Origin of the sequence: Hylemonella sp. W303a, from assembly GCF_046452315.1 — a bacterium.
In the GTDB taxonomy this organism is placed as follows: domain Bacteria; phylum Pseudomonadota; class Gammaproteobacteria; order Burkholderiales; family Burkholderiaceae_C; genus Hylemonella.
Genome location: NZ_JBKFDG010000001.1, coordinates 584,185 through 607,253 on the forward strand (window position 1 = coordinate 584,185; position 23,069 = coordinate 607,253).

Here is a 23,069-nt window from a genome sequence, read left to right on the forward strand (position 1 = left end):
TTCGCATGAGCAACGAGAAGGATTCACAGCGCAGCCGTGATGATGAACTTCATGCCTTAGTTCTCTATTTGACTCGCGGCGGCGTGCATGGGATCCCACCGGTCAGCCAGGAACCAGCGACGGTCCTTATGAACTGGCGACTTTTCCGAGTTGCCTGGCCTGATGGCAGACGCACTCGGCACATGATCGGGCGCAATACTCGTACCGATGAAGGCAGGGTTTGCTCAGCGATCAAGTGCGTTGACTTCAGCGCTTTCACGTTTACGACGAGCTCGGGCAGGGTCTACCATGTCTACGGTCCCAACAGGCATGATGGTGACGCCGCTTATGTCTTTGGCGTCTGGCTGGAGGGAATCCAAGGCAAAGCCGTGGAGATCACAGAACCTTTCCTACGTCTGCTGCGCATGCGTGCACCGCAAGTTCTTGATGGCATTTACGGCACCAAATTGCACTAGTTTTTGGAGGCGGTGAACTTTGATGGCTATCGCACATGACGTGGAGAATTCGAAGGATCAAGTTCTGATGTCTCTGGCATCGACTTCAAATGGAGCATCACAGCAATGATCTGTATTGATCCTGATGTGATGGGCGGACTACCCTGTTTCGCCGGAACGCGAGTACCCATCGACAACGTTCTTGGTTCTTTGGAGCAAGGCGTGGACGTGAAGCGTCTGTATGCAGCCTATCCATTCCTGACAGCTGAGCACATCTTGGCCGCGCAGCTTTATGCGGCATCGCACTCACGCAATTGGCCATCAAAGCGCCTCAGCGAAACCTACCCTGGCGCACAGCTCGTGAGCAAGATCACGCTTCAACTCATCTCTCGATCATGAAAGATTTCTCCGGCACCTGCGATGGCTGGGATGTAGACCAGCTGTTTGCCTTTGCCGAGGAAGTTTTCGGGACCAAAGAGAAATCCCAGGAGTGGATGCGTACCGTGGTAGTTGCCTTGGGAAACACCAGGCCCATCGACCTGATGAGTACTCCTGAAGGTCGCAAGTGGGTCAGAGACGTTCTGGATAAGATCCAGGAAGGATTTCCGTGATGGAGACCCCACGCAAGCCGTCGCTCGTTGTTTTCACCGGAGCAGGCATCTCTGCCGAAAGTGGTCTGGCCACTTTCCGGGATGCGAACGGCCTTTGGAACAACCACCGGCCCGAAGACCTCGCCAGCATCCAGGCGTGGAGACGCGATCCAGCGCTGGTGCTCGAGTTCTACAACCAGCGCTGGGCACAACTCCAGACGGTCCAGCCCAACACCGCCCACTACGCCATTGCGGAGCTGGAGCAGGCCTACGATGTGACCGTCATCACCCAGAACGTGGATGATTTGCATGAGCGCGCCGGCTCCTCAAAGATCGTTCACCTGCACGGCGAACTGATGAAAGTCTGCGAGCAGCACGACAAGGGCGCGACCTACCCCTACGCAAAACCTCTGAAGATCGGTGACCTGGGACCTACCGGAGGCCAACTGCGGCCATTCATCGTGTGGTTCGGGGAAGAGGTCCCACTGATGCCGATAGCACAAGAGATCGTTACCAAGGCCGACGTCTTTATCGTCGTCGGCACGTCGTTGAATGTGTACCCGGCAGCAGGCCTGGTCCACGACGCTAGGCGTGCCTCGCCCAAGTTCCTCGTGAACAAGGAACATTCATTGGGTAACCTGGGCTTGGATGGAGGTGGCTTCGAGGACTGGACGCTACTGATCGGCCCAGCCACAGTGGGAATGGCCGATGTGAAGCGCTTGCTTCTGACCGCGCAAGACAAGGCGGACTTGCTGGAACCAACTCAAGCAGTCCAAAGAGTTCGGCGGTACATGCGAGATCGCACGCCCTCATTGCCCGTATCAGATGCCGAACTCAGGGGCTTGATTGAGAAGGGACGGGACTGAGTTGGGCACCAGTCTGAACAGACACCTCTGAAAAACTCCAAGACATGAGCAGGGGCATCATCGCACTCGACGCCGATGGCGTGCTTCTTGACTACGGTCTGGCATATGCCAGTGCCTGGCAGAAAGCCTTTGGCGTGTATCCCCTGGAACGGGATCCATTGGCCTACTGGCCAATAGATCGCTGGCAGGTGGAGCGCCTGGAAGGTGATCGGCTGGCCCAGTTCCGCAGCGCCTTCGACTCGAACTTCTGGGCGTCTATCCCACCGGTGCCAGGAGCCGTCGAAGCGTGTCAGTCGCTCGCAAGCGCAGGATTCGAGTTGGTCTGCGTGACGGCGCTGCCGGACGAGTTCCGAACGGCACGCGAGCGCAACCTGCATGCCCATGGGTTTCCAATCGAAATGGTCCACGCGACGGACAACGTCGAAACGCCAATGAGTCCAAAGGCTGGCACTCTGAACGCGCTCAGGCCGGTAGCGTTCGTCGACGACTATTTGCCCTACTTCGTGGGCGTGGATGTTGGCATTCATCGTGCGCTTATCACGCGCGAGGTGAATGGCTCACCGAATACTGGTGAGTTGCTTGCTCACATCGACTCGAGGCACAAGGACCTCTTGGCATTCTCCCGAACCTGGCTCGCGCAAAGACAATTGTGAATCGCCCCGGTTTACGGAGGTTCGGACTCCCGTGAGAGTTCCCTGAGGAAGATACCTGCGTTTTCAAGCGATTTCCAGGAAATCTGTTCACCTACCGACACCGTCACACGACATGAAGATTCAACTGGCGTCCGATCTGCATCTAGAGGTCCTGGTCAAGCAGTCTGGGGGAGATAAAAGCGCGCTCGGTCTTGAGACGATCGTTCATCCTGAACCTGGTGCTGACATATTGGTACTGGCTGGGGACATCCATCGCGGCACGCAGGCTGTGAAGCTGTTCGGTGATTGGCCTGTACCCGTGATCTACGTCGCCGGCAACCACGAGTTCTATTCTCGGAAGTGGGAGCAAACCCGTCTGGAGCTCCGTCACACCTGTGAAGAAGTCGGCATTCATTTCCTCGATGACAACGAACTCGTGCTCGACGGGGTACGCTTTCTGGGATCCACACTCTGGACTGACTTTCAACTGCGCGGACTTACCCGTGAACAGAGCATGCTCGCGGGCAGCCTGCGCCTCGCCGATTTCTATCGGATTGAGACCAAGACGGGTCAGCTCACGCCGCAACAGACGCTGGAAGCCCATCTGACTAGCCGCAAGTGGCTGGAAACGGAGCTGGCCAAGCCATTTCAAGGCAAGACGGTCGTGATCACGCATCACGCTCCGCACCCGCTCAGTGTGCATAGACGCTTTGTCGGCGATCTACTCAACGCATGCTTTGTGAGTGACCTCACGCCACTCCTGTTTCAAACGGACTTTTGGCTGCACGGGCATTGCCATGACAGCTTTGACTATCGAGTTGGCCGATGCAGGGTGGTATCCAACCCGACCGGGTACATCCAGAACGGCCCTGATATTCAGAAGCCTGGTGACATGAGCATCGCTGTGTTTGAGAATCCGGCGTGGAACCCCAAGCTACTGATCGAAATCTAGTCCATCCATGATCAAGAAAAAGACGACTCTGGTACTGGGTGCTGGATCTAGCGCTCCGTATGGGTTCCCTTTGGGCTCTGAACTTCGCCTAAGGATCCTGGACGCCAGCTCAGACATATTGCATGCTGAAGGTCAGATTTCCGAGGTGGACTTTGAGAACTTCAAGCAAGCCTTCAGGAACTCACGTCTGTACTCCATAGACGCGTTTCTGGCCGCCCGGCCAGAGATGGTGGAAATCGGAAAGATGACCATCGCAGGCATTCTGTTGTCTTTCGAGCGGGATACCCTTTCGAAACTCAGCGCCAACGAGCAGGATTGGTACGACTACCTTTGGAATCGTCTCGCGTCGGGCCGCAACTGGGATGATCTTTCGTTCGACAACCTTGCAGTCGTGACTTTCAACTACGACCGATCATTCGAGCATTTTCTTTTGCTGGCGATGATGGGTACGTATGACAAATCAATAGAGCAGGCGGCAGAGAAGCTTGAGCAGTTGCAAGTCGTCCATGTTTATGGAGACATTGGTTCTCCACTTCCTCAGTCACCTGGCTATCAAATTTATGGAAAGACCGTGACTTACAGACGAGTACGTGACGGTGCCGCGCGGCTGAAAGTGATCCCTGAGGCCAGAGAAGATGAGCCGTCTTTGCTGAAGGCACAGCGCCTACTGCTGGAAGCAGAAGCCGTTTGCTTTCTTGGCTTCGGGTTCGACCGCACCAACATGCAGAGACTGGATTCGAAAAGAACTTGCTACCCGTTTCATGAAATGCACAAAAAATCTCTTACGGCATCTTGCCTTGGTCTCACACAGGCCGAAGCCGAGGAGGCCGCAGGCTTATGTCATCTCCACACTGCGGGGCATTGGAGGAGTCGATTTATAGACGGGAACTGTCTCGAAACCTTGCGGCGAACTTTGATTCTCGAATAGGAAATCGAGACCACCTGATCTCAAAGAGAGGACGAGAGCCACCCCTGTGTCCTGTTGAACTACCTCATAGTCAGGACCACAGCGCACTACAGCAAACTCTGGTCGATTTAAAACAACGGAGGAAAAGGGAATGGTAAAGGTCAAAGTGATATTCCTGGACTTTGACGGCGTGCTGCATGCCACGATAGGGAAAGGTGCATCCATGCGGGAGTTCGTCTGGCTCCCCATCCTCAAAGACCTGATCTCAAATCGGGATGACTGCAAGATCGTTATCCATTCTTCCTATCGGCGAACCCATAAACCTGAGTATCTTCGTGAGCGCCTTGGTCTCGGCAAGGACGTCTTCTTGGGAGTCACACTGCCCACATTGGACCGATGGGTCTCGATCCAGGACTGGCTCAGGCGCAATCGATCGTGGGTCGAATCGTTCCGCATCCTGGATGACCAAGCCTTCGAGTTCCCCAACCCTGCTCCAGCCGAGCTGATCCTCTGCGATGGCCGCAAGGGAGTTTCGGATGAACGTGTTCAGCGCGAGTTGCTTGCTTGGCTACACGCCAATAGAGGTGTGCAATGACACTCATGATCCCGAGTGATCGCACAACGATCTTCAACCGATGAGCCCGGAGATGGACAGTCACCGGATTGACTCCCGGGTGAGAATCGGGAACGGAAAGAACTGCGTCGCACCAAGCTGATTCGGATGCTCGCGCAGCGTCGCCACCAGGCGAGCGTGCACTGGTTGTCAAGCCATTCCCACCACACGACGCATGTTGACTCGCTCCATAGCGGTTCCGAGGTAGTCGACCGAGCACCCCTCAATACGGCTGGCGACCCACCATGCGCCGAGCTTCAGTGCGCTCTCCAAGGAATCCAAAAGCTCGTCCTGCGCCGTGTCCGGACACTTGATATTTACCAGCTCACCTGTGTCGAGCACCAAGGTTGCGTGATAGTCGATCAATGAGGGAGTGCGGTTTTTCATATGAATTCTTTCCCAATGCGTCGTTTATAGATTTGGTCCGGATCTCAGTTGCACCGGCGTCTTTGACTTTTGAATGGCCCTGAAAACCAAGCCGGGGCCGGTTTGACGATCAGCCCTTTGGCCAAGTTGGAGCTGGAAAAAGCGCCAGCTGATGCTTCATACCGGCTCGATCTTGACGGTCCCCAGCATGATGGGACGCACCAGGATCTTGTAGGTGTCCAGGTCAAAGCCATGGCGTTCATGCTCAGCGAAGGTAGCCGTCTTCGAGCACCAGGTACCCAGAAACCGCCAGTCCTGGATCCGATGCCGCTGAGTCCATCCTTCAGACTCTTCTACCAAATCGACCGCACCTGCATAAGGCCAGGCTTGCACCTTGAGATCCAGCAGCGCTGAGAGCAAACGCTGGTCATGCGCAAGGCGATCCTCCTTGCCCACGCAAGCGCCCAGACAGGTCTTGAGCTGAAGCCCAAAGCAACCGCGTCGACTGATCTTCTCCAGTCCCAGCAAGCCCATGCACAGGCGATGTTGCTCGGCCAGCTCCCGCAGCTTTTCCTTCGCCGCACGAACGGAACCAAACAGACCGTAGAGATCGTCCGCCCCAGCAATGTCCCTATCGTTGCCCGAAACGATCTCCGGATTGAGGGCAGAGCCAGATTCGTCCAAGCGGATCGAGCACAGCGTTTTTTGACGCCGCAGTCGGATGTTGTAGAGCGGGACGTGCTTCTTGATGAGATGCGCTTCCAGCAACAGCGCGCCAATCTCACCGGCCGTTTCAATGAAGTCAATGCGCTTGGTCTGGGCAATCATCTCCGCCTCGTCTTCTGCCCTGATGTGGGAAAGGACTCGGCTGCGGATATCCACGCTCTTGCCTATGTACAAAGGCAGCGTGCTGCTGCTGCCCCAGAAAAAGTAGACGCCCGAGGTGCGTGGCAACCCCTCCAGCATGGCTGCATCGATCTTGTGTGAAACAGGCGTTTGCATGACCGTCAAACTGACATCAGTATTCACGCACGCTGCCTTGCGTCAAAACAACTGGAGGTTCTCAGCGGTCGCGATGGCAGACATCGCTTCAGCGGGATATGCCTGCATGAAATCCATGCTCTCCTGCGGCTTGGCATCGAGCCAGGTTTCGTACTGGTCTTCCGGCAGTATCACGACCATCCGCTTCTCGTCCTCTGGCCGATGGAACTGGTTCATGACGGCGTGGTCTGTCGCATTGATGGTCAGCATCGTGAAGCTGTAGATCAATTCGTCGTCAGGTGATGTCCAACGGTCCCACAGACCGGCAATCCCCATGGGCGTTCCATCCCTGCGCTCGATCCGGGTCGGGACAGATTTGCCAGTGCGCCAGTCGGGCTCAAAAAACGACATGGCCGGGATGATGCAGTGCTGTCCCTTGTTCCATGCGTTGCGAAAGCTTGGCTTCTCCGAAACAGTCTCCGACCTGGCGTTGTAGGTGCTGCGAACCTGTTTCAGTTCCTTGACCCAAGGAGCCACCATCCCAAATCGGCCCAATCGGGCGACTCGCCGGCCATCAGCTTCTTTTCTGACAAACCCTGCCTCGTACCCTGGCCAGACATGGAGGGCTCCCGGTCCCGATGGTGGCTCGGCCCGAAATTTCTCCCTGTAGATCGCGGCAAGTGGCGGCGCCAGGTAATTGCTGCACATGCCTTGATTCTAAGAAGGTGCATTATTATACTGTATCTATGTACAGTATACCGCTACAAGGCACGCCAGTCTTGTTGAGCTCCACCCCTGTGGTGCTGCCCGAAATGGGCAGCGCCAGGGCCGGCTTTCCCTCACCAGCCGAGGACTTGCAGGAACGAGCGATCGATCTCGGCCAGGTTCTCGTCACCCATCCCCAAGCGACCTTTCTGATCCGAGCCCGCGGCAACTCCATGATTGACGCAGGCATCCACGACAACGCAATCCTTGTCGTGGATCGCGCGCTCAAACCCCAGCACATGGACATCGTCGTCGCTATCGTCGACGGGGAGTTCACCATCAAACACCTCTACAAGCGTGGAGGGAGGCCCAAGCTCAAAGCCGCGAACCCTACCTTCCCTGACATCACCCCGAAAGACGGACAGACGCTGGAGATCTGGGGTGTGGTGACTGCCGGCATCAATCAGTACCGCAAGTGAGCACGCGAGGGGAACTTCTGTGTACGCGCTGGTTGACGGCAACAATTTCTACGTCTCGTGCGAGCGAGTGTTCCGTCCCGATCTGAACGGGCGGCCAGTCATCGTCCTGTCCAACAACGACGGCTGCGCCATTGCGCGTAGCAACGAAGCGAAAGCACTTGGCATCAAGATGGGGGCGCCCTGGTTTGAGATCAGGCACATGGAGGAGGACGCAGGACTCGTCGCGCTCTCGGCTAACTTCGGTCTGTACGGCGACATGTCTGACCGGATGATGAGCCTGGTCGGTGGTCTTGGTCACCGGCAGGAGGTCTACTCGATTGACGAGTCGTTCGTTGACCTCTCCGGAATCCGAGGCAACTTGGCCGAACGTAGTCGGCGCCTGCGGCAACGTATCCTGGAATGGACAGGCTTGCCGACCTGCGTGGGGATTGGGCAGACCAAGACCTTGGCCAAGTTGGCGAACCACATTGCCAAGACGGCAGAGCGCAAGCCGGGTAGCTACCCGGCTGAGCTCAGCTCGGTATGCGACCTTGCGGCAATGAACCGCGAAGCGTTAGAACAGGTGCTCTCAACGACCGGAGTGCGAGAGGTTTGGGGGGTCGGTCCGCGCATCGGGCAACAACTCGAAGACGAGGGCATCAAGACCGTACTAGAACTCACCCGGCTTGATCCCGCTACCGTTCGCCGACGATGGTCAGTCGTACTGGAACGCACAGTGCGCGAGTTGCAGGGCACCTCTTGCATCGACATGGATGACGCCCCAGCGGCCAAGAAAGAAATCGCGTGCACCCGTTCGTTTGGCCGTGCAGTGATGGATCTCGATGAGCTGGAAGAAGCGGTATCAACCTTTGCGAGTCGTGGCGCTGAGAAACTCCGCGCGCAGGGCAGTCATGCGGGCCAAGTTCTTACGTTTGTTCGGACCAGCCCGTTTCGGCCAGACAAGCAGTACTCGCGCTCGATCATCGTTCCGCTCCGCCGCCCGACGGCTGACACAGCGGCCTTGGTCGAGACTGCGTTGATCGGTCTGAGAGCGATCTATCGGCCAGGCTTCAAGTTTGCCAAGGCCGGCGTCATGCTGATTGATCTGTCAGACGCAAGCGTGCTGCAAGGTGAGTTGGATCTAGAGCCGGAACTTTGCGAGAACCGGGGACGGCTGATGACGGCGATGGATGGACTCAATCGCCGCTTCGGCCGGGGGACAGTAATCATCGGAAGCGCTGGAACTGGCGACATGCCTCGGAACTGGGCGATGAAGCAAGAGAGGAGAACGCCCAGGTACACGACAAAGATCTCCGAGATTCCGGTTGCGAAGGCGTGACTCAAACCACATGGCCTCTCCGAAATCCGAGGCAGTTCAAGATTGAGTTCTAAGTTCTTTTTCTCTATCCCCATTCTGGGGGATATCTATCTGCGACAGCGCTGCCTACTATTTGACGAGGAGATGGGCAGAAAGCTACGGCATGCGCCGGGGTCACAGTTCCTATCATTTACCGGTCGGATCGAATGGAGAAGGGGACGGACATGCCAGATACAAGCACCGACGCCCGCGCGAACGCAGGCCTTGCCGCTACGCCTGATGCGGAACGACTGCTCGCTTTCAACGGCTACTACGCTCTCGAAGGCGCGCGAGGTGCCTTCTTCGCGGTCGATGGCAATATCACCGTTGTCGCCAGCCCTTACTCCGCGGCGCTCGCCGTGAATCTGATCTTCTGCCTGGACGGCAAGAACTCATTCACCCTGCCGTTCGATGGCAGCTTCGACGGCACACGGCTTGTCCAACAGGTGGGCCACCACTTCGAGATCGACATGGTGTTCGCGCGGCCCTCGAAGGGTTTCGGCATCACGGCAACCGTGTCGATCGCCTTGGTTTACCACTTGACGCAGCGCCGCAAGGTCAAGATCGAGTACGCCGGATCGACCTACAACAATCCGATTCCGATGGCCTTGTTCGCTGGCGACTACTTTCTGCCTGCATCCGGTGGAGGCGACCCCATCAAGGTCGCCACGATCAGCGCGGACGCGACCGGACAGGTATCGATTCTGTACGACTGGGGCAATGGCAAAGGCGTATTGAGCGCAGTCTCAGGCTTCACGTACAACTGCAATATGTACTACTTCAACCTGATCGGTCCCTCCGGCCCAGCGGCCGTGCCGCCGAAGCTGATCATGGGAACGGCAACGGGCCAGGGCTTCGCGTGCAACGACGTCGATCCGGCAGCCGCCTCGTTGTCGCGCAATCTCTTCTCGATCCCCGGCGGTGGTCCGGCCCCTACGCCCACGCCCATCACCGCACCGAACGCGCAGGCTCTGGCGGAGTTCAGCGGCTACTACGCGCTCCCCTCCATCGCGAGCGGCGCCTTCGTATCGCTCGGGGGACAGTATCTGTGCATGAACGGCGCGCTCACCTATTCGGTGGGGATCGCGTACTCATTGGACGGCGTCACCTCGACGAGCGCGTGGTTCGATACGTCGATGAGTTTCGACCCGGAAACAGGCGTGCTTTCGGCTCCGAACTTCGCCCCAGGCGTCGCGTTGCAGCTGACGTTTTCACGCGGCTTCGATCCGGCTAAGGGCACGCTGGCGAACGTCTCGGGTACCGTGGCTGGGTACACGGCCACAGGCTCGACCTATTTCAATCCGGTCCCGCTCAGAGCGTTCGGCCCCGCGCGCTTAACCAACAACACCGATGCGACCGCTGTTCAAGTGCTCAGCGACGCTAGCGTCGCGTACGTCACGGCGGCCGGCGTCGCGACGACGATCGTCGACTTCGTCTACGTGCCGCTCATGTACATCGTCGGCACCACGTTCGACTCGAGCGAACTCATCCTATCGCTCGGCACCGACGGTCCGCGCGGGAACGCCTGCATCGTGATGCCTGGCGCTTCGGTCGGCGCCGTGTGGGCCTTGCCGAACGCGACGTAGTCACGCGCGCGTGATCGCGTTTCGTTTGGGATTGGACTCCAAGCTCAACCGCTGCTCAACTCTGGGGGGGGACGTCGTCGCTACGGCAAGGCACACTGGCCGCGAGGCGCCCAGGCTCATCATGCGCTTCGCGGCCAGTGCGCCTTGCCTCCGCGAGCCGGTTAACTCTGCGTTATGCCCCAATGTTCCTCTCAAAAGGAGTCGATCAGATGAACACAATCTTTATTCCATTGGCGAGGAGTGTTTCCGCCCTATTGCTCCTTTTCTGGGTGCTATCTGCTCAGGCGGCACTGAACGATCCATGTGGATGCAATGCGGGCCTGGCGCCGGAACTGGTGAAATATTCTTCGAGCAGCCAAGTAAAACTGGCATTTATCCAGCAAATTGACGAGAAGCAATACGAGAAGATCAAGAGAGATGGTTCTGCTGGAGCTGACATCATTGATTTTGTGAGTGGTACCGCGAACTATAGCGATTTCAGTGAAAAGAGGCGCAGCTACATTTCAAGCACCAACTTCTCACTAAATGCAGAACAGTCTGAAAGCCTCCTGTTCAGTACCGTTCGCACTACTGATTGGGGCGCATGCAAACGACAATGCATAAAGAGTCAACAAGGTTTCGTCTGCGACGTTGCTGAATTCACCGAAAAAAATATTGCTGTTAGTTGCTCATGGCGTCCAGAAGGAGCAGCCAAAAAGCGGCAAGTTAATGTCCACGCAGATGGAAAAACATTAAGTCCACAATCGATCGACCCAAACACCACTCGTGATTGGCACTTCTCTCGTGATCCATCGCGAGATCTTCTAATGACGTTCACGCCGGAAGGCGGATCTAGCCAAACACTGAAAATTGCAGCGACGCCAATGTCAGTACCCACTACAGTCAGGCCGGTCAAACTGGGTTCGTGTATCGGTCGAGGGGGACTTAACGGGGTACATTTTTGGGGCCCAGAAGGTGCAGACTGCAACGGTATCGCGCCCTGGGGCAAGTACCTAGCAGATTCTTCAGTGCCTGCACCCACAGAAGTCTGCTCATGTACTGGGCATGGAGGCCCGAAGGGGGTACGTCTTTGGGGACCTAAAGGCAGTGCTTGTGGTGGCATCCCAGATTGGGGCACCTACAAAGATCAATGCGTTTCAGCTTCGAGTCTCACAGTTTGCGGTTGCGTAGGCCACGGGAATATTCTTGAAGGCCATATTCTCTGGGGGCCGAAGGATCAGGCATGTGGTGGCATGGCAAGTACGCAGTGGGGCAAATATACACAGTATTGTGTTGGCCCCAAGTAGTCGTTGGTCGCTTTCGGCGCGAGAGGCATAACATGGCGCTGAAGTGGGACGCTACGCCAGCAAGCTTCGCTTGCCGTCTCCGCCCCCTTAGCTCTACGTTGAATGTCCGCTTCCTTGACTAGCGATCGTCCGCAACGGGTCGGAAGCACCTATTCGCACTCCCCGACAGCGGGCCTACAAGTCGCAATGGAGATTTGGCGTGCCGCTCATGTCGGATCTTCACCTGATACCAGCCGTCGTGTCGACCAAGGGCGTGGGCACGCGGATGACCGCTGTGTGCACTACACACGGAACGTGTCGGCTCGGGATCGACCGGCCACAATCGCTGCACAACCGCTATCCAATAGGCGTATCTGGTTCGAGCTGATTGCAGTACCTTGGTTTCCAAGCACCATGGGTAACTTCCTGCGGCAACAGTCATTGAGTGACCCATAGGCCAGCACGCGAACCCCGCCTATCATTCAATTCACATCGATTGGGCGTTGTTTTACGCCTAGTCTTCGGGAGAATAGCAATGAGTGCATCGGTGCAACATGAGGGGGCCCGGAAGATACTGGCGGTTCTGAGGACTGATAGGACTGGGGATAAACCACTGACATATGCGAGCATGGCAGAGCAAATCGGGCGCCCTAGGGAGGATGCTCGCGCTGTGGCCCAGATGTGCGACTTGCTAGATGCCGCAGCAGCCTACTCACGCAAACCTCTGCTTGCTCTCACCGCTGTGCTGGCGAGTTCTGGGGAAGTCAACCCTAAAGCGTGGTCGGGTCCCGGAATTACATCAACGGTCCGTGATGCAATCATTCAGCAGTCACGGGGTTGGAAGTTCTCGAGTGATGACTATGACGCAATCGAGCGAGGCCTGGATGCGCTTCAAGGATTAGGAAATCGAGCTGCATGGGAGAGGCTGCGGCAAGAAGTCATGCCGTTTGAGCTTGCAAACTTTGTTGCGGGGCTAGGGCCGACGCTTGGAACGGACGTCGATGCAGGGGCGATTGAAGGACAGAAGAATCTCATCTCCCATCTACGGCGCGAACGTAATCCGTTACTTGCTGACGAAAAGCGTCGATTGGCGATGACAACGAACGGGCTGAAGTGCGAGGCGTGCGGTTCATACTCAGCGCTCAAATATCCTGGCCTTGGCCCCGCCGTCTGGGAGGTTCATCACAGAGTCCCCCTTTCAGAACTGGAGTCACCGACCAAGACCCACGTGAGGGACCTGGCTGTTCTGTGTCCTAGTTGCCATCGCGCAATCCATCGGACTATACCCATGCTAAGCGTTGAAGAGTTCGCGAAGAAGTTCTTCTCTCTTGATGAATGACGCGGCGAATACGATGCCCTTCTTGACTTCGCGAGAGAAGTATGAGCTGCCAGGGGCGTCGGGGTAGGAATAATTACACTGCAGGTATTACATTTCGAGAAAGCGGATTAAGGAGGATTTTCTGGTGGCCGTTGAGCAGTGCTTCCTCAGCGTTTGCTTCATCCCTCTCGATAGCAGCGGGCAGAAATTCTTCGGCTACTCGGAGTTCCTCGCAGGCCTTGCGCTCATGGTGTTGGCCTGGACGATCGCCGACGTTCGCTATCGGTTCCGGGTCCGAACTGCGCCTCTACCTCTGCTGGGTATCACGTTCTCGGTCGTCGCCATCGTTGGTATGCTCACGTTACTGACGGACCTCTGGCGCGCCGAGCAGTGGCTCGTGCCAAAGGGCGACCTCCTGACGCCTGCGTCGTGGCAAGCGGTTCTGGGCGGACTATTCCTGCTGACGTTCCTCACCTGGACATGGTTCGCTTTCATCCGGCCACCCACATACGGCCGGCACAACGCTGAGCGCTTCGCGCAGACCCTGTATCGATTCATCATTAAAGGCTCGCCGGCCGAGCTTGCCGTCATAGCTGACGAACTAGCCTACTCGGCTCGTCCGCTAGTTCGCTACGCCACGGACAGAGGCAGACTGAGGAAGTATCGGCTAGAGCGGGAAGGCAAGAACAAGAAGCCACCTCCGAAAGTTGAGGGATACGCCAACGATCTACTTCTGCTCATCGCCGACAAGCGGCTGTGCCGGGCAATCGTTGAGTCGTCGCCGGGCACCGCACTGGCAGTGTTCCACGCGATGGCCAACATGAGGAAGCACGGCATCCAGGTAGAGACCTTCTCCAAAAACATAGTAAACGAGGCACTAGCAAATAAGGACTCTTTTCTCTACCACGAGGCCGAGGGCTATGAGTCGGGTCTGATCGGCTATCACAAGCCTCTTAGTCAGGCCATGTTCGCCAACTATCCAATGGTCGAAGCGATCGGGACCCTCCTTGATCCTGACGTTGTTGGCGAGAGGAAATTGGATGCCGAGCAATGGGAGGCTTACTGTAGGGTGGTCTTGATGACCCTCCGCAGCTTCGTCACCGGGGATTTCGGAAACCATTCTTCTGTGCTGCTTCGCGCCAAAGATCACATCGAGAACGCCGCCTCAGATCTCTACAAGTTGGACGGACTCACCAGCACTTGGGACAACGACTCGACCCGTCGTCTTCGCGTCGTCGTCGAGTTCATCAAGAATTCGATCACGATTCTTGGCGAGAAGGGAGTACCTGACTATGTCCGAATTCGTGTGAGGGAGAGATACGGACACCCGCGCGAGTCTTTCTACGATCAAATAGCCAGCATGATTTTCGAAGTGATCTTCCACGCATCAGCGGTCCGATCGCCGAAGCGGGAATGCTGGTGGATCCAGCACAACTGTGTGTGGAGCGAACTGTTCAACTCTAATCGCCTGGATGACCCGGCCGGTAAGGTGGTGAAATTCAAGGTGCGGAGGCTCCTGTACGACGAGATTGTCAAAATGAAGCGTACTCCTAACTTCAGGGGAGCAAAGATTCTGGGCTTCTGTCTGAACGTCATGGGACTCACGGTCAATCGGGGCGACTACGACAAGGACAGTCGGGCCCTCCAAAGGGCCGTGCTAGCCTGGACGAGGAAAAACTATGTTTGGCTGCACGGGTACAACCCACGCGTCGCTGCGGCGTGCTTGGTGGACGGCATGACCTTTGACCCAGAGAACCGGCGACTGGTGCACACGTCTCCAGCAGAAGGATTGAGACGCGAACCGAGCTACATGTGCCTTGAGCTTGACCCTCCCTCAGCTCAACCCTAGCCTGATCCGCTTCTTACGACAAATTAGACCACTCCGAGTGTCCGCTGGCTATAGATTGCAGTCTTTGCTTTCGCATGTTCTGCGGTCCAATATCGCTGCACAGCCGCCGCCCACCAGGCGAGGTCCGGTTTAGGCTGGTTGCGGTCGGTTAACTTCAGTCTTCCGAAGGGCCGATCTGGCCTAAAGCCGACACCCAGGGCTGACGGAGTTGCCCGGTTTGTTATTACTATTGAATTGACTCGAAATCTTCGTAACTCATTGAGTTGCAATAAAATTCTCTTGAATTTTCGGACTTTGTTATTTGTCAGTCGGACTTGTTATACAGACAGGTTTGACGTCTATATCAAGTTGGGCCTCTCATGGCTACTAGCCCTTCCATAAGCAAGAATTCTGTGAAGCGCATGCTCTTGTCGCTTGTTGACTTCGAACCCACATGGAACGAAATCGACGAAATGCTTGGCTATTTCGGATACGAGTGCTTCTATTGCGGGAAGGAATTTATTTCTCTGAAAGAAGACTTCACTCTCGATCATGTTGTTCCACGCTCTAAGAACGGAATCAACTGCATTGCAAATCGAATCCCATCGTGCACGCGCTGCAATTGCCACGAAAGGCGAGACCAACCGTTCGAGGAGTACCTCCGCAAGAAATGTACGAACGATGCTGAGTTTGAAGAAAAGCGTTCTTTGGTCGCATTCTGGTGTGCGACCTCATATCACCAACATCGACAAGTCCCCCCCGAACTTTGGGATTTAGTCAACGATCACATTCGCAAGATTCACGAACTCATCGATAGCAGTGTCGCAAACATCCGTGAAAAGAAGAGGGAACTCGGCTTTCCGAAACTGAAGGCAAAAGATTTTCAGAGGCTGTCCGGTATCGCGGCACCCCAAAAGGGCGTGCGTGCAAGGGGGAACGCAAGGCGATGAACATCGGAGGCTCAACCCATCATTCCACCGGACCTGCGCGAAAAGCCGTGCTGGCCGCTGAATTCCAACATTAGCCCTCGCGAAATGCAGGATCAGCTTCCCGAACAAGGCCCGCGTGTCCAGGCACTGCTAACGGCGGTGACCGATGATAGGCAGTCTCTGCTGAAGCTTGGACTCGGCGAAGGGGCCTTCTTTCCTCTCGATCTCATGGCTTTTGGTGCTCTGAAGCGAAGTATCAGTACAGCATCCGCAATGGTCATGATGGTCAAGGCCTGGAACATGGTTTGCGCCAGAACGCTTCTTCGAACTCACATCGACACATCGCTCCGATTCTCTTCAGCGTGGCTCGTCGAAAAGCCTCACGACTTCGCGACGAACATTCTTAAAGGAGAGCGCATTGACCGCATGAAGAGTCGGAGCGGAGAACGTCTGACCGACGCGTACTTGGTTGCGACGAGGGCGCCGGACTACCCGTGGCTGCCAGACGTGTATGCGAACCTCTCGGGCTACATCCACTTCTCCGGCTCGCATATCACGAGCGCCGTCGCCCGCTTTGGCGACAACCGAACCATGGAGATCGAGATCTCTGAGACTGATCTCAGGTTTCCCGAGTTCAGCTGGATTGAAGTTCTGGAGTGCTTTCGCGAAGCTACGGCGATGTTGGCACACTACTTGGATGGCTACCGACAGACGAAGAGCATGACTCCGGAAGAACTAGCGGCAGGGCGCCGTGCGGGCTAACAGGTCGTTCAACGCGGACACATACCGGCAAGGCGCCGCAGAAACCAATCGCGAAGCATGGAAGACAATAGTTTCAGCGGTCCCGTTCTCGCTCTCAAAGATGGGAAGCACCAAAGACCGATCCCAACGGAATGGAGAGCTGCCCTTCGAGATGTCGTCCAAGCATTCGCCGTGCACGACTATCAGATCAATTGCGGCATCCCAGCCGTGTCACCAGTTTCAGTAGAGACAGCACAACATATCCAGAATAACATCCGAGACTACGGAGCCACACTGGCAGAACTTCCGGAAGACACTTGGCACACTTCTGTTTGCATCTGGTCCGGTGGCCATTGGGATGTTCTGATTGATCTATGGACAAGAGAGGAAGGTCAAAGCGATCTGGTACTTGCCGCGCAGGTCACAGAAGATGGTTCCGCTTTCGCCTTCAAGATCCAAATGATCTATGTTCCATAGCAATGAAAGCGGCGCCTAACCCTTCCATCGACATGGACGTCTTATCGGCGGGCGTTCGCCCGCCTACTTTCCACCGGGCATTTCTACGTTAGGCATCACAAATGACTTCGGAAGAATTCGAAGACCCCGAAGACCTGGTTTCACTTGAGGAACGGAATCAGATGCTTTTCGCGAGCATTGGGTTGCCAATCGCTCGGATGGTCTACTTGGGAGAGTTTGATCCAGAGACGGTCACTCGCGCCGAACTCGCAAAGGCTCTGACTTCACTCGGAAACACGCGCGACGACGCTTTCGAGATTTATCTCACCCAGATTGAAGAAGAGATCCCTCTTGTTGCGCACTGCATTTCACAAGAAAGGTTCAGCTCAGCTGTTGTCCTGCTGTTTACGCTCTTTGAGGCTGAGGTCAACTCGTTGATCAGGCTACTGATGAGAGTCCGCGACTTCTCGAGCAGCAAGATCACGGATGCCCTGAAGGGAACGAGCTTTGATACAAAACTGGATGTTATCTTGCCTTTGTTGGAAGTTGAAATACCAGATCGCTTCAGGAACTCTGCGCTGCAATGCAGATCCATTCGAAACGTCGTGGTGCACAACAAGGCAACACCAGCACTCATGGCTGATACGGGAGTTCAGAATAGCGATCGAGAGATCGCCGATGCGCGGGCAAAGAATTTCTTCTTCGAGAATTCGATCGATCGCCTCAAAGATGACCTTAAAGACTTCTTCGAAATAAGCTTAAACCGCGATCCATCAGTTCAATGGAGTGCACGTCTCTTTGAGAAGTACTTCAAGGCCAACGAGTGAGCCACTCATGTCAAACGTTAGGCACCCCAGTCTTTCACATGTCGAATCCCACAGAACAACCGCAGATAGCAACCTCATCGGTCGAAGATGGACTGGACTTTGCTTGCAGTCTTCTCACCGATGCGTTGGTGATGAGAGGCGAAGAGAGTCCCAACGTGGCGAAGCAACTACTCGCCGAATTGGCAAACTACTTGCAGCTGCGATACGTTGGTGAGACTGGACTCGCACTTGAATACTTGGCTGGCCTAGGCCAACAATGCGCTCCCACTTCCTTTCGAGACTCCCAGTTTTGGAACCAGCTTCGGTGGGTAGCAGTTCAATTGAAGCTGAGCGAGCAAGAGCTCACCGCCTTGGGGCTACCGAATGCCTAGTTCATCCACTCGTGCGCTTAGCCCCTCCGTCAAGGGGACCTGCCTTCGACAGGTCCCTTATGTCGAACGCTAGGCTTCATAGATTCCAGAATGCAAAAAGCAGAGGAGCGCCTCCAGCTTCAGCGGGTGTTCGGCTCGGACGCCACTTCCGCTCAAGACTTTGAACGTCCAGACTTTCTGCTCAAGACGCCGGACAACTCTTTGCTCGGCATAGAAGTGACTAACCTCTACTCCAGTGAGTCTGACGCAAAGTTAAAGCGCTTGCCCGGCTATTCCGATTCCCTTTTGAGCAGGTCTAGACCAGTTCACCAAGCGGATATGAGAACCCTTCGAGTCGATGAACTAACGATTCTTAATGCAGATGGCTCGATCGTAGACAAGGTAACCGGCATCGTTCAGAAATTTCGCTCTCCTGCAGAAACTATGAATCTGCTACTTCAGCGAATCGCTGAGAAGGAGAGCAAATTTCCAGAGTACCAGCAGAGCTGCAATGAAGCTGATCTCATCATCACAGATCAGTCGCACCTGTTTCATCACGAATCCGGCGAACGGTTCTACAAGATTTTTCAGCCCTTGTTTCCGCGTAAGAGGCTGATCGCATCACCATTTCGCGAGATTCATCTCGTGACCACCACAACATTTCAAAAGGGCATCCGCATTCCGCTGATTGCCAACGTTTTTATCGCAGATTGTCTGGCGTACGAACATCTCCTCCTACCCGAGCTCGATGAAGGTCGCCCAAGCAATGAAATCCTCCAGCTACTTGCCGCCTGCCTATGGCAGGACGGTTACACCCGTGTAAGAGTTTCCTCCGAAGGTGCAAGCACCGGGTTTCATTGCGGGGCCTGGGAGCTCTTCTACGGGGAGGATGTCAAAGCCTTTCGCGACTGGGTGATCCCACACATTTCCTATCCCGGGAAGAAGCTAAAAGAGGTCGTGAACGGGATTTCAGTAGAGCTGCTTGATCGTGCCAAGAAGCTCACCGAAGAGAGAGAGAAGTGGTTTTCGTCTATGGATATGAGGCTCGCCACGTATGAAGCCTAGCGGCGGCTTACTGGTCGAAACCAGACCTCCAGGGTTCCGAGACGACCGGCAGCAATCGCTGCGGTGCAGCCTCTCAGATCGAGTCGGGCGCTCTGCAAGGATTGTTTTCGACTTTGCAACGACGCGACGTCCCCCCGGAATTGAGTGGCAACAGCGCATGGGTTCCCCACTAGAGTTGATTCAGTCAAGCCCCGACTTGCCCACGAGGTGCTGAGCCACCCGTCGCGTGAGCGGAGCCACCAGCAGCACGACTGGAAAGGCAATCAGCCAAGCCGTTAGCCAGGCACCGACCCAAAAATCCAGGAAGTCGGCCTTCGGTCCAACCGCGCGCAAGGTCGAGATGGCCGAAACCAGCAATGACATCAGCCCTGAAAGGATAAGGCCGAAGAGGATGGGGGCGTAGCGGGCGGGCAGCATCAGATTGCCTCCTCGCTGGGCATTACCATGCGGACCAGCACGCTGGCAAAGTTCCGGCCAAAGGCCTCGGCGCTGCGCAGGTCGCCCGGTGCATAGGACTGCCCTGGGGTCGAATGGCCGGCCTGCGCCATCAAGCCTGTCCATGAGCCCAAGCGATTGATCGCCTGTTCGTAGGGCACACCGCTATTCTGTTCCGGCAGGAAGGGATTGCCCACCCAGATCATGCCGTGCTGCATGGCGAAAGTGAACATAGAAAGTAGCGTGGTCTGCTTGTCACCGGAGGGTAAGGCCGAGACGGTGAAGCCCGACGCGAGCTTGCCCTTGAGTTGCTGCGTGCGCCACAAACCGCCGGTGGCGTCCATGAAGGACTTGAACGGACCACTGACACCGCCCAGGTAAGTGGGCGAACCGAAGATGCAACCGTCGAACGCGGTCAAGCTGTCGGGATCTCGGGTCAGATCTTCCGCTTTGAGCAGGCCGACTTCGGTACCGGCCACGCTCTGGGCACCCGCGACGACGTGCTTGGCAAATTGCTCTGTATTGCCTTGCCCGCTGTGGAAGATGACGGCGATCTTTTTCATGATGGCTCCTTGGGATGAAATGAAGGAATTGGGAGTGATGTGTCAGGCCTGGTCCAGGACAGCTGCAGCAAACGCTGCCGCATACAGGCCGAGCCCGAAAACGGTGTGGTTGGCCAGGCTCTTGAGGCGATTGAGAACTGGTGTAGGTGTGCGTGCCGAGGCGAAGCCGGCGCCCATGGCCGGCTGCATGACAAACAGCGGCAACACCACGGTGCCGATCCCAAAGGTCAGGGCGGGCAAGAACGTCGGCGCGCTCAGCCACGCCGGACCACACAACCCGGTGAACAGCAGCGCAAAGGAGATGCCGGTGAGATAGTGGGCGAGCCAGCCCAGTGTCAATTCACCGCGCACAGGGATTGCCTTGGCGATGCTGTCGTGCACCCAACGCCCTCGCGGCATATGCCCGACCCAGCGACCGAGCAGTCTGAAATTGAGGGCCGGAACGCCACACGCCTTGAGCAGCCATAACCACATGTCCATCAGCACAGTGGCGCAGATGCCCATGGTCACTGCGCGCAGAAGGGGGAATTCGAGGAATGTCATGGAGCGCCTTTCAGGTTGACTTGATGAAGCGGTCCAGGCACTATAGAAATTCAAGTCAACTTGAAGTCAAGGCATTTTGTGATCATGGACATTGCGGAAGTTGCCAAGCGGTCGGGCCTTCCGGCTTCGACCCTGCGTTACTACGAGGAGAAAGGCCTGATCGCCTCCGTGGGACGCAACGGACTGCGGCGCACGTTCGAGCCACGCGTGCTGGAGCAGCTGGCGCTGATTTCGCTTGGACAGGTGGCGGGTTTTTCACTGGACGAGATCGCCCGGATGTTCACGCCGGACCGGCGACCCGACATCAAACGGACAATGCTGGAATCCAAGGCCAATCAGATAGACGCGTTGGTCATCAAGCTGCGAGCGATGAGTCGGGGACTGCGGCATGCCGCCAATTGCCCGGCTCCTAGCCATATGGAATGCCCATCGTTCAGGCGTCTGTTGAAGGCAGCAACGGATGGCTCACTGGCGGACCGGGTGGCGCGGAACGCGCGGAGCGTCTGAAATCGCGGGGATGTGAGGACAACGTTCTCAGACTCAACTGAGAACCGTCCATCTCGACCATTACCTTCTGCCGATTTGCTGCCCGGCGCCCAATTCCATCGAGCAAGCAGTAATTGACGTAGTCTTTTAATATACATATCATGCTATGCATATTGCTGAAAGAAATCGTCGTGATCGAAGATGTCGTCAAGGAACTCGGGCATTTGAGCCTCGGAACGCGCTTGAAGCGTATTGGCGAGACGCTGCAGGCTCAGACGCAAGCGGTGCTCGCAGCGCATGGCTTCGACCAGCCAGCAGCCCACTTCCCGCTGCTTGCTGCGCTGGACCGGCTGGGCCCATTGAGCGTGGGCGATCTAAGTCAAGCGGTGGGTGTTAGCCAACCCGTCGTCACGCGCTCATTGGGCGGACTGGAGGGCGATGGCGTCGTGCAGTCGGAGACGAGCGAGGATGACCGGCGAGTGCGGCGGGTGGGCCTCAGCCGCAAGGGACGTGTCCTTGTGCAGCGCGCCAAGAGCGCGGCATGGCCGGCCATCGAGGCATCGGTAGCCCAAGCCTGCTCGGGCCTGAAGGGTGATCTGCTCGCCCAGCTCACCGCGCTTGAAAAGGCGCTGGCAGAGAGGCCATTGCTGCAACGGGCGCGGGAGGCATGAGCATGTCCGACCTCGACCGACCTGTTTGGGCCAGCTTGCGAGACCAGCCGCATTGGGGCCTGGGTGACGAGCGCGCGCGGCGGTTTCTGCCCGACATCAACCGCTTCGCGGCGACACCCGACGAAACCCTCGGCAACCTGGCGGCACTGGCTGCCCTGGTGCCACCGGGCGACGACAGCGTCTATGTACTGCAGGTACCGCCGATCGTGGTGCCGCCCGGCTTGGAAGTGGTGAAGGCAGCCGCGGGCGTGCAGATGGTTGCGACGCGCCGGCTGGATGCGGATGACGACGGCGTTCAAGTGTTGGGCGATGCCGATGCGGCCGAAATGCTCGCACTCGCCAAGCTGACCGAGCCCGGACCCTTCCTCGCGCGCACGCACACCATGGGCCGCTTCATCGGCTTGCGCATCGATGGCCGACTGGCCGCGATGGCGGGCGAGCGCATGCGCTTTTCAGGGCATGTCGAGGTGAGTGGAGTCTGTACTCACCCCGATTTCCGCGGCCGCGGTTTGGCGCGGCGGCTTTCAGCCGCAGTGGCGGCGGACGTTCAGCGCCGCGGAGCTCTGCCATTCCTGCATGCCTGGACGACGAACAAGGCCGCGATTGCCCTGTACGAGGGTCTGGGGTTCGAAGTTCGTTCGACGGTCCATGTCGCGATCCTTCGACACGAACCCGCGTGAAGACATGCATCGCATGCCCGACGTCGATGACCATAGAACCTTCCCAGCTCAAGGGTCGAATCAAGGATGAAGAACGGTGACTAATAACACGCTACTCACGATCGCCCGGACCCAGTGAGGCTCAGCAGCGGGCAGCATCACCAAGGAACCAGCAACCAATCTGCAGGTTCGTGAGGGCGCTCCGACATCAACTTCTCCCGAGAGGCACTGTACCGTGATTTCGCCGGGCACACGGTGTTCAGGCAGTGACTGACCCTCAGCCAAGATCACCCGCATCAATTGCAGGCGGGGTGTCTTCAGCAGGCTGCTGCTGAAAGCCTGCTCGGCTATCGCGTCGGTCAAATGGAGATCAATGACCTCCAAAGGTTGGGCATGTTTCAGAGCCATGGCGCTTCAGTTTGACATAGATCAGACAAATGCAGAGGCACCGCCATTGTGCAGTCATCATAAGATATATTTAATGTG

Annotated in this window: 29 protein-coding genes; 22 read left to right on the forward strand and 7 right to left on the reverse strand. The window is 56.6% G+C overall.

What is annotated here, in order from left to right:
• Positions 1 to 5: 5 nt before the first annotated feature.
• The 8 genes from ACLBKS_RS02710 to ACLBKS_RS02745 all read left to right on the forward strand — a co-directional run bounded on the left by ACLBKS_RS02710 (position 6) and on the right by ACLBKS_RS02745 (position 4,976).
• The gene (locus ACLBKS_RS02710) at positions 6 to 455 is read left to right on the forward strand and encodes a hypothetical protein (RefSeq protein WP_410191248.1); all 450 of its coding nucleotides are present in this window, start codon (positions 6 to 8) and stop codon (positions 453 to 455) included.
• A 105-nt stretch (positions 456 to 560) separates the two neighbouring features.
• Entirely contained in the window at positions 561 to 833 is a 273-nt protein-coding gene (locus ACLBKS_RS02715) for a DUF433 domain-containing protein (protein WP_410191249.1), read from the forward strand.
• On the forward strand, positions 830 to 1,045 hold the full coding sequence (locus tag ACLBKS_RS02720; RefSeq protein WP_410191250.1) for an antitoxin Xre/MbcA/ParS toxin-binding domain-containing protein: 216 nt from the start codon (positions 830 to 832) through the stop codon (positions 1,043 to 1,045). Before ACLBKS_RS02715 ends, ACLBKS_RS02720 begins: the two co-directional genes overlap by 4 nt.
• The gene (locus ACLBKS_RS02725; RefSeq protein WP_410191251.1) at positions 1,045 to 1,890 is read left to right on the forward strand and encodes an NAD-dependent deacylase; all 846 of its coding nucleotides are present in this window, start codon (positions 1,045 to 1,047) and stop codon (positions 1,888 to 1,890) included. The genes ACLBKS_RS02720 and ACLBKS_RS02725 overlap by 1 nt, the downstream gene beginning before the upstream one ends.
• Before the next feature lie 44 nt (positions 1,891 to 1,934).
• Positions 1,935 to 2,543, forward strand: coding sequence for an HAD family hydrolase (locus ACLBKS_RS02730; protein ID WP_410191252.1), 609 nt, complete (start codon positions 1,935 to 1,937; stop codon positions 2,541 to 2,543).
• 112 nt (positions 2,544 to 2,655) lie between these two features.
• The gene (locus ACLBKS_RS02735; protein WP_410191253.1) at positions 2,656 to 3,474 is read left to right on the forward strand and encodes a metallophosphoesterase; all 819 of its coding nucleotides are present in this window, start codon (positions 2,656 to 2,658) and stop codon (positions 3,472 to 3,474) included.
• A 7-nt stretch (positions 3,475 to 3,481) separates the two neighbouring features.
• Positions 3,482 to 4,402: a hypothetical protein gene (locus ACLBKS_RS02740; RefSeq protein WP_410191254.1), complete on the forward strand. Its 921-nt coding sequence runs from the start codon at positions 3,482 to 3,484 to the stop codon at positions 4,400 to 4,402.
• Positions 4,403 to 4,532: 130 nt separating this feature from the next.
• Positions 4,533 to 4,976, forward strand: coding sequence for an HAD domain-containing protein (locus tag ACLBKS_RS02745; RefSeq protein WP_410191255.1), 444 nt, complete (start codon positions 4,533 to 4,535; stop codon positions 4,974 to 4,976).
• Positions 4,977 to 5,144: 168 nt separating this feature from the next.
• On the opposite strand, the gene ACLBKS_RS02750 is transcribed toward ACLBKS_RS02745, so the two are convergent.
• The 3 genes from ACLBKS_RS02750 to ACLBKS_RS02760 all read right to left on the reverse strand — a co-directional run bounded on the left by ACLBKS_RS02750 (position 5,145) and on the right by ACLBKS_RS02760 (position 7,049).
• Complete coding sequence (locus ACLBKS_RS02750; protein ID WP_410191256.1) at positions 5,145 to 5,381, reverse strand: hypothetical protein; 237 nt, start codon at positions 5,379 to 5,381, stop codon at positions 5,145 to 5,147.
• Positions 5,382 to 5,537: 156 nt separating this feature from the next.
• Complete coding sequence (locus ACLBKS_RS02755; RefSeq protein ID WP_410191257.1) at positions 5,538 to 6,362, reverse strand: endonuclease; 825 nt, start codon at positions 6,360 to 6,362, stop codon at positions 5,538 to 5,540.
• 42 nt (positions 6,363 to 6,404) lie between these two features.
• Complete coding sequence (locus ACLBKS_RS02760) at positions 6,405 to 7,049, reverse strand: SOS response-associated peptidase (protein ID WP_410191258.1); 645 nt, start codon at positions 7,047 to 7,049, stop codon at positions 6,405 to 6,407.
• A 38-nt stretch (positions 7,050 to 7,087) separates the two neighbouring features.
• Here ACLBKS_RS02760 and ACLBKS_RS02765 point away from each other — a divergent pair, with 38 nt between their 5' ends.
• The 11 genes from ACLBKS_RS02765 (at position 7,088) to ACLBKS_RS02815 (ending at position 19,226) form a co-directional block, all read left to right on the forward strand.
• Positions 7,088 to 7,525, forward strand: coding sequence for a LexA family protein (locus tag ACLBKS_RS02765; protein ID WP_410191259.1), 438 nt, complete (start codon positions 7,088 to 7,090; stop codon positions 7,523 to 7,525).
• A gap of 19 nt (positions 7,526 to 7,544) precedes the next feature.
• Positions 7,545 to 8,843 (forward strand): Y-family DNA polymerase, encoded by a 1,299-nt coding sequence (locus tag ACLBKS_RS02770; RefSeq protein ID WP_410191260.1) that lies wholly within the window; start codon positions 7,545 to 7,547, stop codon positions 8,841 to 8,843.
• Between the two features lie 203 nt (positions 8,844 to 9,046).
• On the forward strand, positions 9,047 to 10,447 hold the full coding sequence (locus ACLBKS_RS02775; protein ID WP_410191261.1) for a hypothetical protein: 1,401 nt from the start codon (positions 9,047 to 9,049) through the stop codon (positions 10,445 to 10,447).
• Between the two features lie 209 nt (positions 10,448 to 10,656).
• Positions 10,657 to 11,733 (forward strand): hypothetical protein, encoded by a 1,077-nt coding sequence (locus ACLBKS_RS02780; protein WP_410191262.1) that lies wholly within the window; start codon positions 10,657 to 10,659, stop codon positions 11,731 to 11,733.
• Between the two features lie 1,072 nt (positions 11,734 to 12,805).
• Positions 12,806 to 13,051 (forward strand): HNH endonuclease, encoded by a 246-nt coding sequence (locus ACLBKS_RS02785; RefSeq protein ID WP_410191442.1) that lies wholly within the window; start codon positions 12,806 to 12,808, stop codon positions 13,049 to 13,051.
• A 124-nt stretch (positions 13,052 to 13,175) separates the two neighbouring features.
• Positions 13,176 to 14,879 carry a hypothetical protein gene (locus ACLBKS_RS02790; protein WP_410191263.1) on the forward strand — a complete coding sequence of 568 codons (1,704 nt, stop codon included), beginning with the start codon at positions 13,176 to 13,178 and terminating at the stop codon, positions 14,877 to 14,879.
• 401 nt (positions 14,880 to 15,280) lie between these two features.
• Positions 15,281 to 15,808: an HNH endonuclease gene (locus ACLBKS_RS02795; protein ID WP_410191443.1), complete on the forward strand. Its 528-nt coding sequence runs from the start codon at positions 15,281 to 15,283 to the stop codon at positions 15,806 to 15,808.
• An 84-nt stretch (positions 15,809 to 15,892) separates the two neighbouring features.
• Positions 15,893 to 16,549: a hypothetical protein gene (locus ACLBKS_RS02800; RefSeq protein WP_410191264.1), complete on the forward strand. Its 657-nt coding sequence runs from the start codon at positions 15,893 to 15,895 to the stop codon at positions 16,547 to 16,549.
• Between the two features lie 57 nt (positions 16,550 to 16,606).
• Positions 16,607 to 17,005 carry a hypothetical protein gene (locus ACLBKS_RS02805; RefSeq protein WP_410191265.1) on the forward strand — a complete coding sequence of 133 codons (399 nt, stop codon included), beginning with the start codon at positions 16,607 to 16,609 and terminating at the stop codon, positions 17,003 to 17,005.
• A 101-nt stretch (positions 17,006 to 17,106) separates the two neighbouring features.
• On the forward strand, positions 17,107 to 17,811 hold the full coding sequence (locus tag ACLBKS_RS02810; RefSeq protein ID WP_410191266.1) for a hypothetical protein: 705 nt from the start codon (positions 17,107 to 17,109) through the stop codon (positions 17,809 to 17,811).
• A gap of 461 nt (positions 17,812 to 18,272) precedes the next feature.
• Positions 18,273 to 19,226, forward strand: a complete 954-nt coding sequence (locus tag ACLBKS_RS02815) for a hypothetical protein (RefSeq protein ID WP_410191267.1) — start codon at positions 18,273 to 18,275, stop codon at positions 19,224 to 19,226.
• A 180-nt stretch (positions 19,227 to 19,406) separates the two neighbouring features.
• On the opposite strand, the gene ACLBKS_RS02820 is transcribed toward ACLBKS_RS02815, so the two are convergent.
• The 3 genes from ACLBKS_RS02820 to ACLBKS_RS02830 are packed head-to-tail and all read right to left on the reverse strand — an operon-like array spanning position 19,407 to position 20,767.
• Positions 19,407 to 19,643: a DUF2798 domain-containing protein gene (locus ACLBKS_RS02820; protein ID WP_410191268.1), complete on the reverse strand. Its 237-nt coding sequence runs from the start codon at positions 19,641 to 19,643 to the stop codon at positions 19,407 to 19,409.
• Positions 19,643 to 20,224: a flavodoxin family protein gene (locus ACLBKS_RS02825; RefSeq protein ID WP_410191269.1), complete on the reverse strand. Its 582-nt coding sequence runs from the start codon at positions 20,222 to 20,224 to the stop codon at positions 19,643 to 19,645. Before ACLBKS_RS02825 ends, ACLBKS_RS02820 begins: the two co-directional genes overlap by 1 nt.
• Positions 20,225 to 20,266: 42 nt before the next feature.
• Positions 20,267 to 20,767, reverse strand: coding sequence for a DUF2938 domain-containing protein (locus ACLBKS_RS02830; RefSeq protein WP_410191270.1), 501 nt, complete (start codon positions 20,765 to 20,767; stop codon positions 20,267 to 20,269).
• An 84-nt stretch (positions 20,768 to 20,851) separates the two neighbouring features.
• Between ACLBKS_RS02830 and ACLBKS_RS02835 the strand changes: the two genes are divergently transcribed.
• The 3 genes from ACLBKS_RS02835 to ACLBKS_RS02845 all read left to right on the forward strand — a co-directional run bounded on the left by ACLBKS_RS02835 (position 20,852) and on the right by ACLBKS_RS02845 (position 22,604).
• On the forward strand, positions 20,852 to 21,274 hold the full coding sequence (locus ACLBKS_RS02835; protein WP_410191271.1) for a helix-turn-helix domain-containing protein: 423 nt from the start codon (positions 20,852 to 20,854) through the stop codon (positions 21,272 to 21,274).
• A gap of 140 nt (positions 21,275 to 21,414) precedes the next feature.
• The gene (locus ACLBKS_RS02840) at positions 21,415 to 21,924 is read left to right on the forward strand and encodes a MarR family winged helix-turn-helix transcriptional regulator (RefSeq protein ID WP_410191272.1); all 510 of its coding nucleotides are present in this window, start codon (positions 21,415 to 21,417) and stop codon (positions 21,922 to 21,924) included.
• A 2-nt stretch (positions 21,925 to 21,926) separates the two neighbouring features.
• Positions 21,927 to 22,604 (forward strand): GNAT family N-acetyltransferase, encoded by a 678-nt coding sequence (locus ACLBKS_RS02845; protein WP_410191273.1) that lies wholly within the window; start codon positions 21,927 to 21,929, stop codon positions 22,602 to 22,604.
• A gap of 60 nt (positions 22,605 to 22,664) precedes the next feature.
• Here ACLBKS_RS02845 and ACLBKS_RS02850 read toward each other — a convergent pair whose 3' ends face one another.
• On the reverse strand, positions 22,665 to 22,991 hold the full coding sequence (locus ACLBKS_RS02850) for a cupin domain-containing protein (RefSeq protein ID WP_410191274.1): 327 nt from the start codon (positions 22,989 to 22,991) through the stop codon (positions 22,665 to 22,667).
• Between the last annotated feature and the right edge of the window lie 78 nt (positions 22,992 to 23,069).

Bases quoted from the DNA above. Each gene is read 5' to 3' on its own strand.
- ACLBKS_RS02845 (WP_410191273.1), top strand. From the start codon at position 21,927: ATGTCCGACCTCGACCGACCTGTTTGGGCCAGCTTGCGAGACCAGCCG.
- ACLBKS_RS02715 (WP_410191249.1), top strand. From the start codon at position 561: ATGATCTGTATTGATCCTGATGTGATGGGCGGACTACCCTGTTTCGCC.
- ACLBKS_RS02710 (WP_410191248.1), top strand. From the start codon at position 6: ATGAGCAACGAGAAGGATTCACAGCGCAGCCGTGATGATGAACTTCAT.
- ACLBKS_RS02750 (WP_410191256.1), bottom strand. From the start codon at position 5,381: ATGAAAAACCGCACTCCCTCATTGATCGACTATCACGCAACCTTGGTG.
- ACLBKS_RS02785 (WP_410191442.1), top strand. From the start codon at position 12,806: ATGACAACGAACGGGCTGAAGTGCGAGGCGTGCGGTTCATACTCAGCG.
- ACLBKS_RS02830 (WP_410191270.1), bottom strand. From the start codon at position 20,767: ATGACATTCCTCGAATTCCCCCTTCTGCGCGCAGTGACCATGGGCATC.
- ACLBKS_RS02745 (WP_410191255.1), top strand. From the start codon at position 4,533: ATGGTAAAGGTCAAAGTGATATTCCTGGACTTTGACGGCGTGCTGCAT.
- ACLBKS_RS02795 (WP_410191443.1), top strand. From the start codon at position 15,281: ATGCTCTTGTCGCTTGTTGACTTCGAACCCACATGGAACGAAATCGAC.
- ACLBKS_RS02820 (WP_410191268.1), bottom strand. From the start codon at position 19,643: ATGCTGCCCGCCCGCTACGCCCCCATCCTCTTCGGCCTTATCCTTTCA.
- ACLBKS_RS02815 (WP_410191267.1), top strand. From the start codon at position 18,273: ATGCAAAAAGCAGAGGAGCGCCTCCAGCTTCAGCGGGTGTTCGGCTCG.
- ACLBKS_RS02765 (WP_410191259.1), top strand. From the start codon at position 7,088: ATGTACAGTATACCGCTACAAGGCACGCCAGTCTTGTTGAGCTCCACC.
- ACLBKS_RS02775 (WP_410191261.1), top strand. From the start codon at position 9,047: ATGCCAGATACAAGCACCGACGCCCGCGCGAACGCAGGCCTTGCCGCT.
- ACLBKS_RS02810 (WP_410191266.1), top strand. From the start codon at position 17,107: ATGACTTCGGAAGAATTCGAAGACCCCGAAGACCTGGTTTCACTTGAG.
- ACLBKS_RS02800 (WP_410191264.1), top strand. From the start codon at position 15,893: ATGCAGGATCAGCTTCCCGAACAAGGCCCGCGTGTCCAGGCACTGCTA.
- ACLBKS_RS02835 (WP_410191271.1), top strand. From the start codon at position 20,852: ATGGACATTGCGGAAGTTGCCAAGCGGTCGGGCCTTCCGGCTTCGACC.
- ACLBKS_RS02805 (WP_410191265.1), top strand. From the start codon at position 16,607: ATGGAAGACAATAGTTTCAGCGGTCCCGTTCTCGCTCTCAAAGATGGG.
- ACLBKS_RS02825 (WP_410191269.1), bottom strand. From the start codon at position 20,224: ATGAAAAAGATCGCCGTCATCTTCCACAGCGGGCAAGGCAATACAGAG.
- ACLBKS_RS02740 (WP_410191254.1), top strand. From the start codon at position 3,482: ATGATCAAGAAAAAGACGACTCTGGTACTGGGTGCTGGATCTAGCGCT.
- ACLBKS_RS02735 (WP_410191253.1), top strand. From the start codon at position 2,656: ATGAAGATTCAACTGGCGTCCGATCTGCATCTAGAGGTCCTGGTCAAG.
- ACLBKS_RS02755 (WP_410191257.1), bottom strand. From the start codon at position 6,362: ATGCAAACGCCTGTTTCACACAAGATCGATGCAGCCATGCTGGAGGGG.
- ACLBKS_RS02760 (WP_410191258.1), bottom strand. From the start codon at position 7,049: ATGTGCAGCAATTACCTGGCGCCGCCACTTGCCGCGATCTACAGGGAG.
- ACLBKS_RS02720 (WP_410191250.1), top strand. From the start codon at position 830: ATGAAAGATTTCTCCGGCACCTGCGATGGCTGGGATGTAGACCAGCTG.
- ACLBKS_RS02780 (WP_410191262.1), top strand. From the start codon at position 10,657: ATGAACACAATCTTTATTCCATTGGCGAGGAGTGTTTCCGCCCTATTG.
- ACLBKS_RS02730 (WP_410191252.1), top strand. From the start codon at position 1,935: ATGAGCAGGGGCATCATCGCACTCGACGCCGATGGCGTGCTTCTTGAC.
- ACLBKS_RS02850 (WP_410191274.1), bottom strand. From the start codon at position 22,991: ATGGCTCTGAAACATGCCCAACCTTTGGAGGTCATTGATCTCCATTTG.
- ACLBKS_RS02725 (WP_410191251.1), top strand. From the start codon at position 1,045: ATGGAGACCCCACGCAAGCCGTCGCTCGTTGTTTTCACCGGAGCAGGC.
- ACLBKS_RS02840 (WP_410191272.1), top strand. From the start codon at position 21,415: ATGCTATGCATATTGCTGAAAGAAATCGTCGTGATCGAAGATGTCGTC.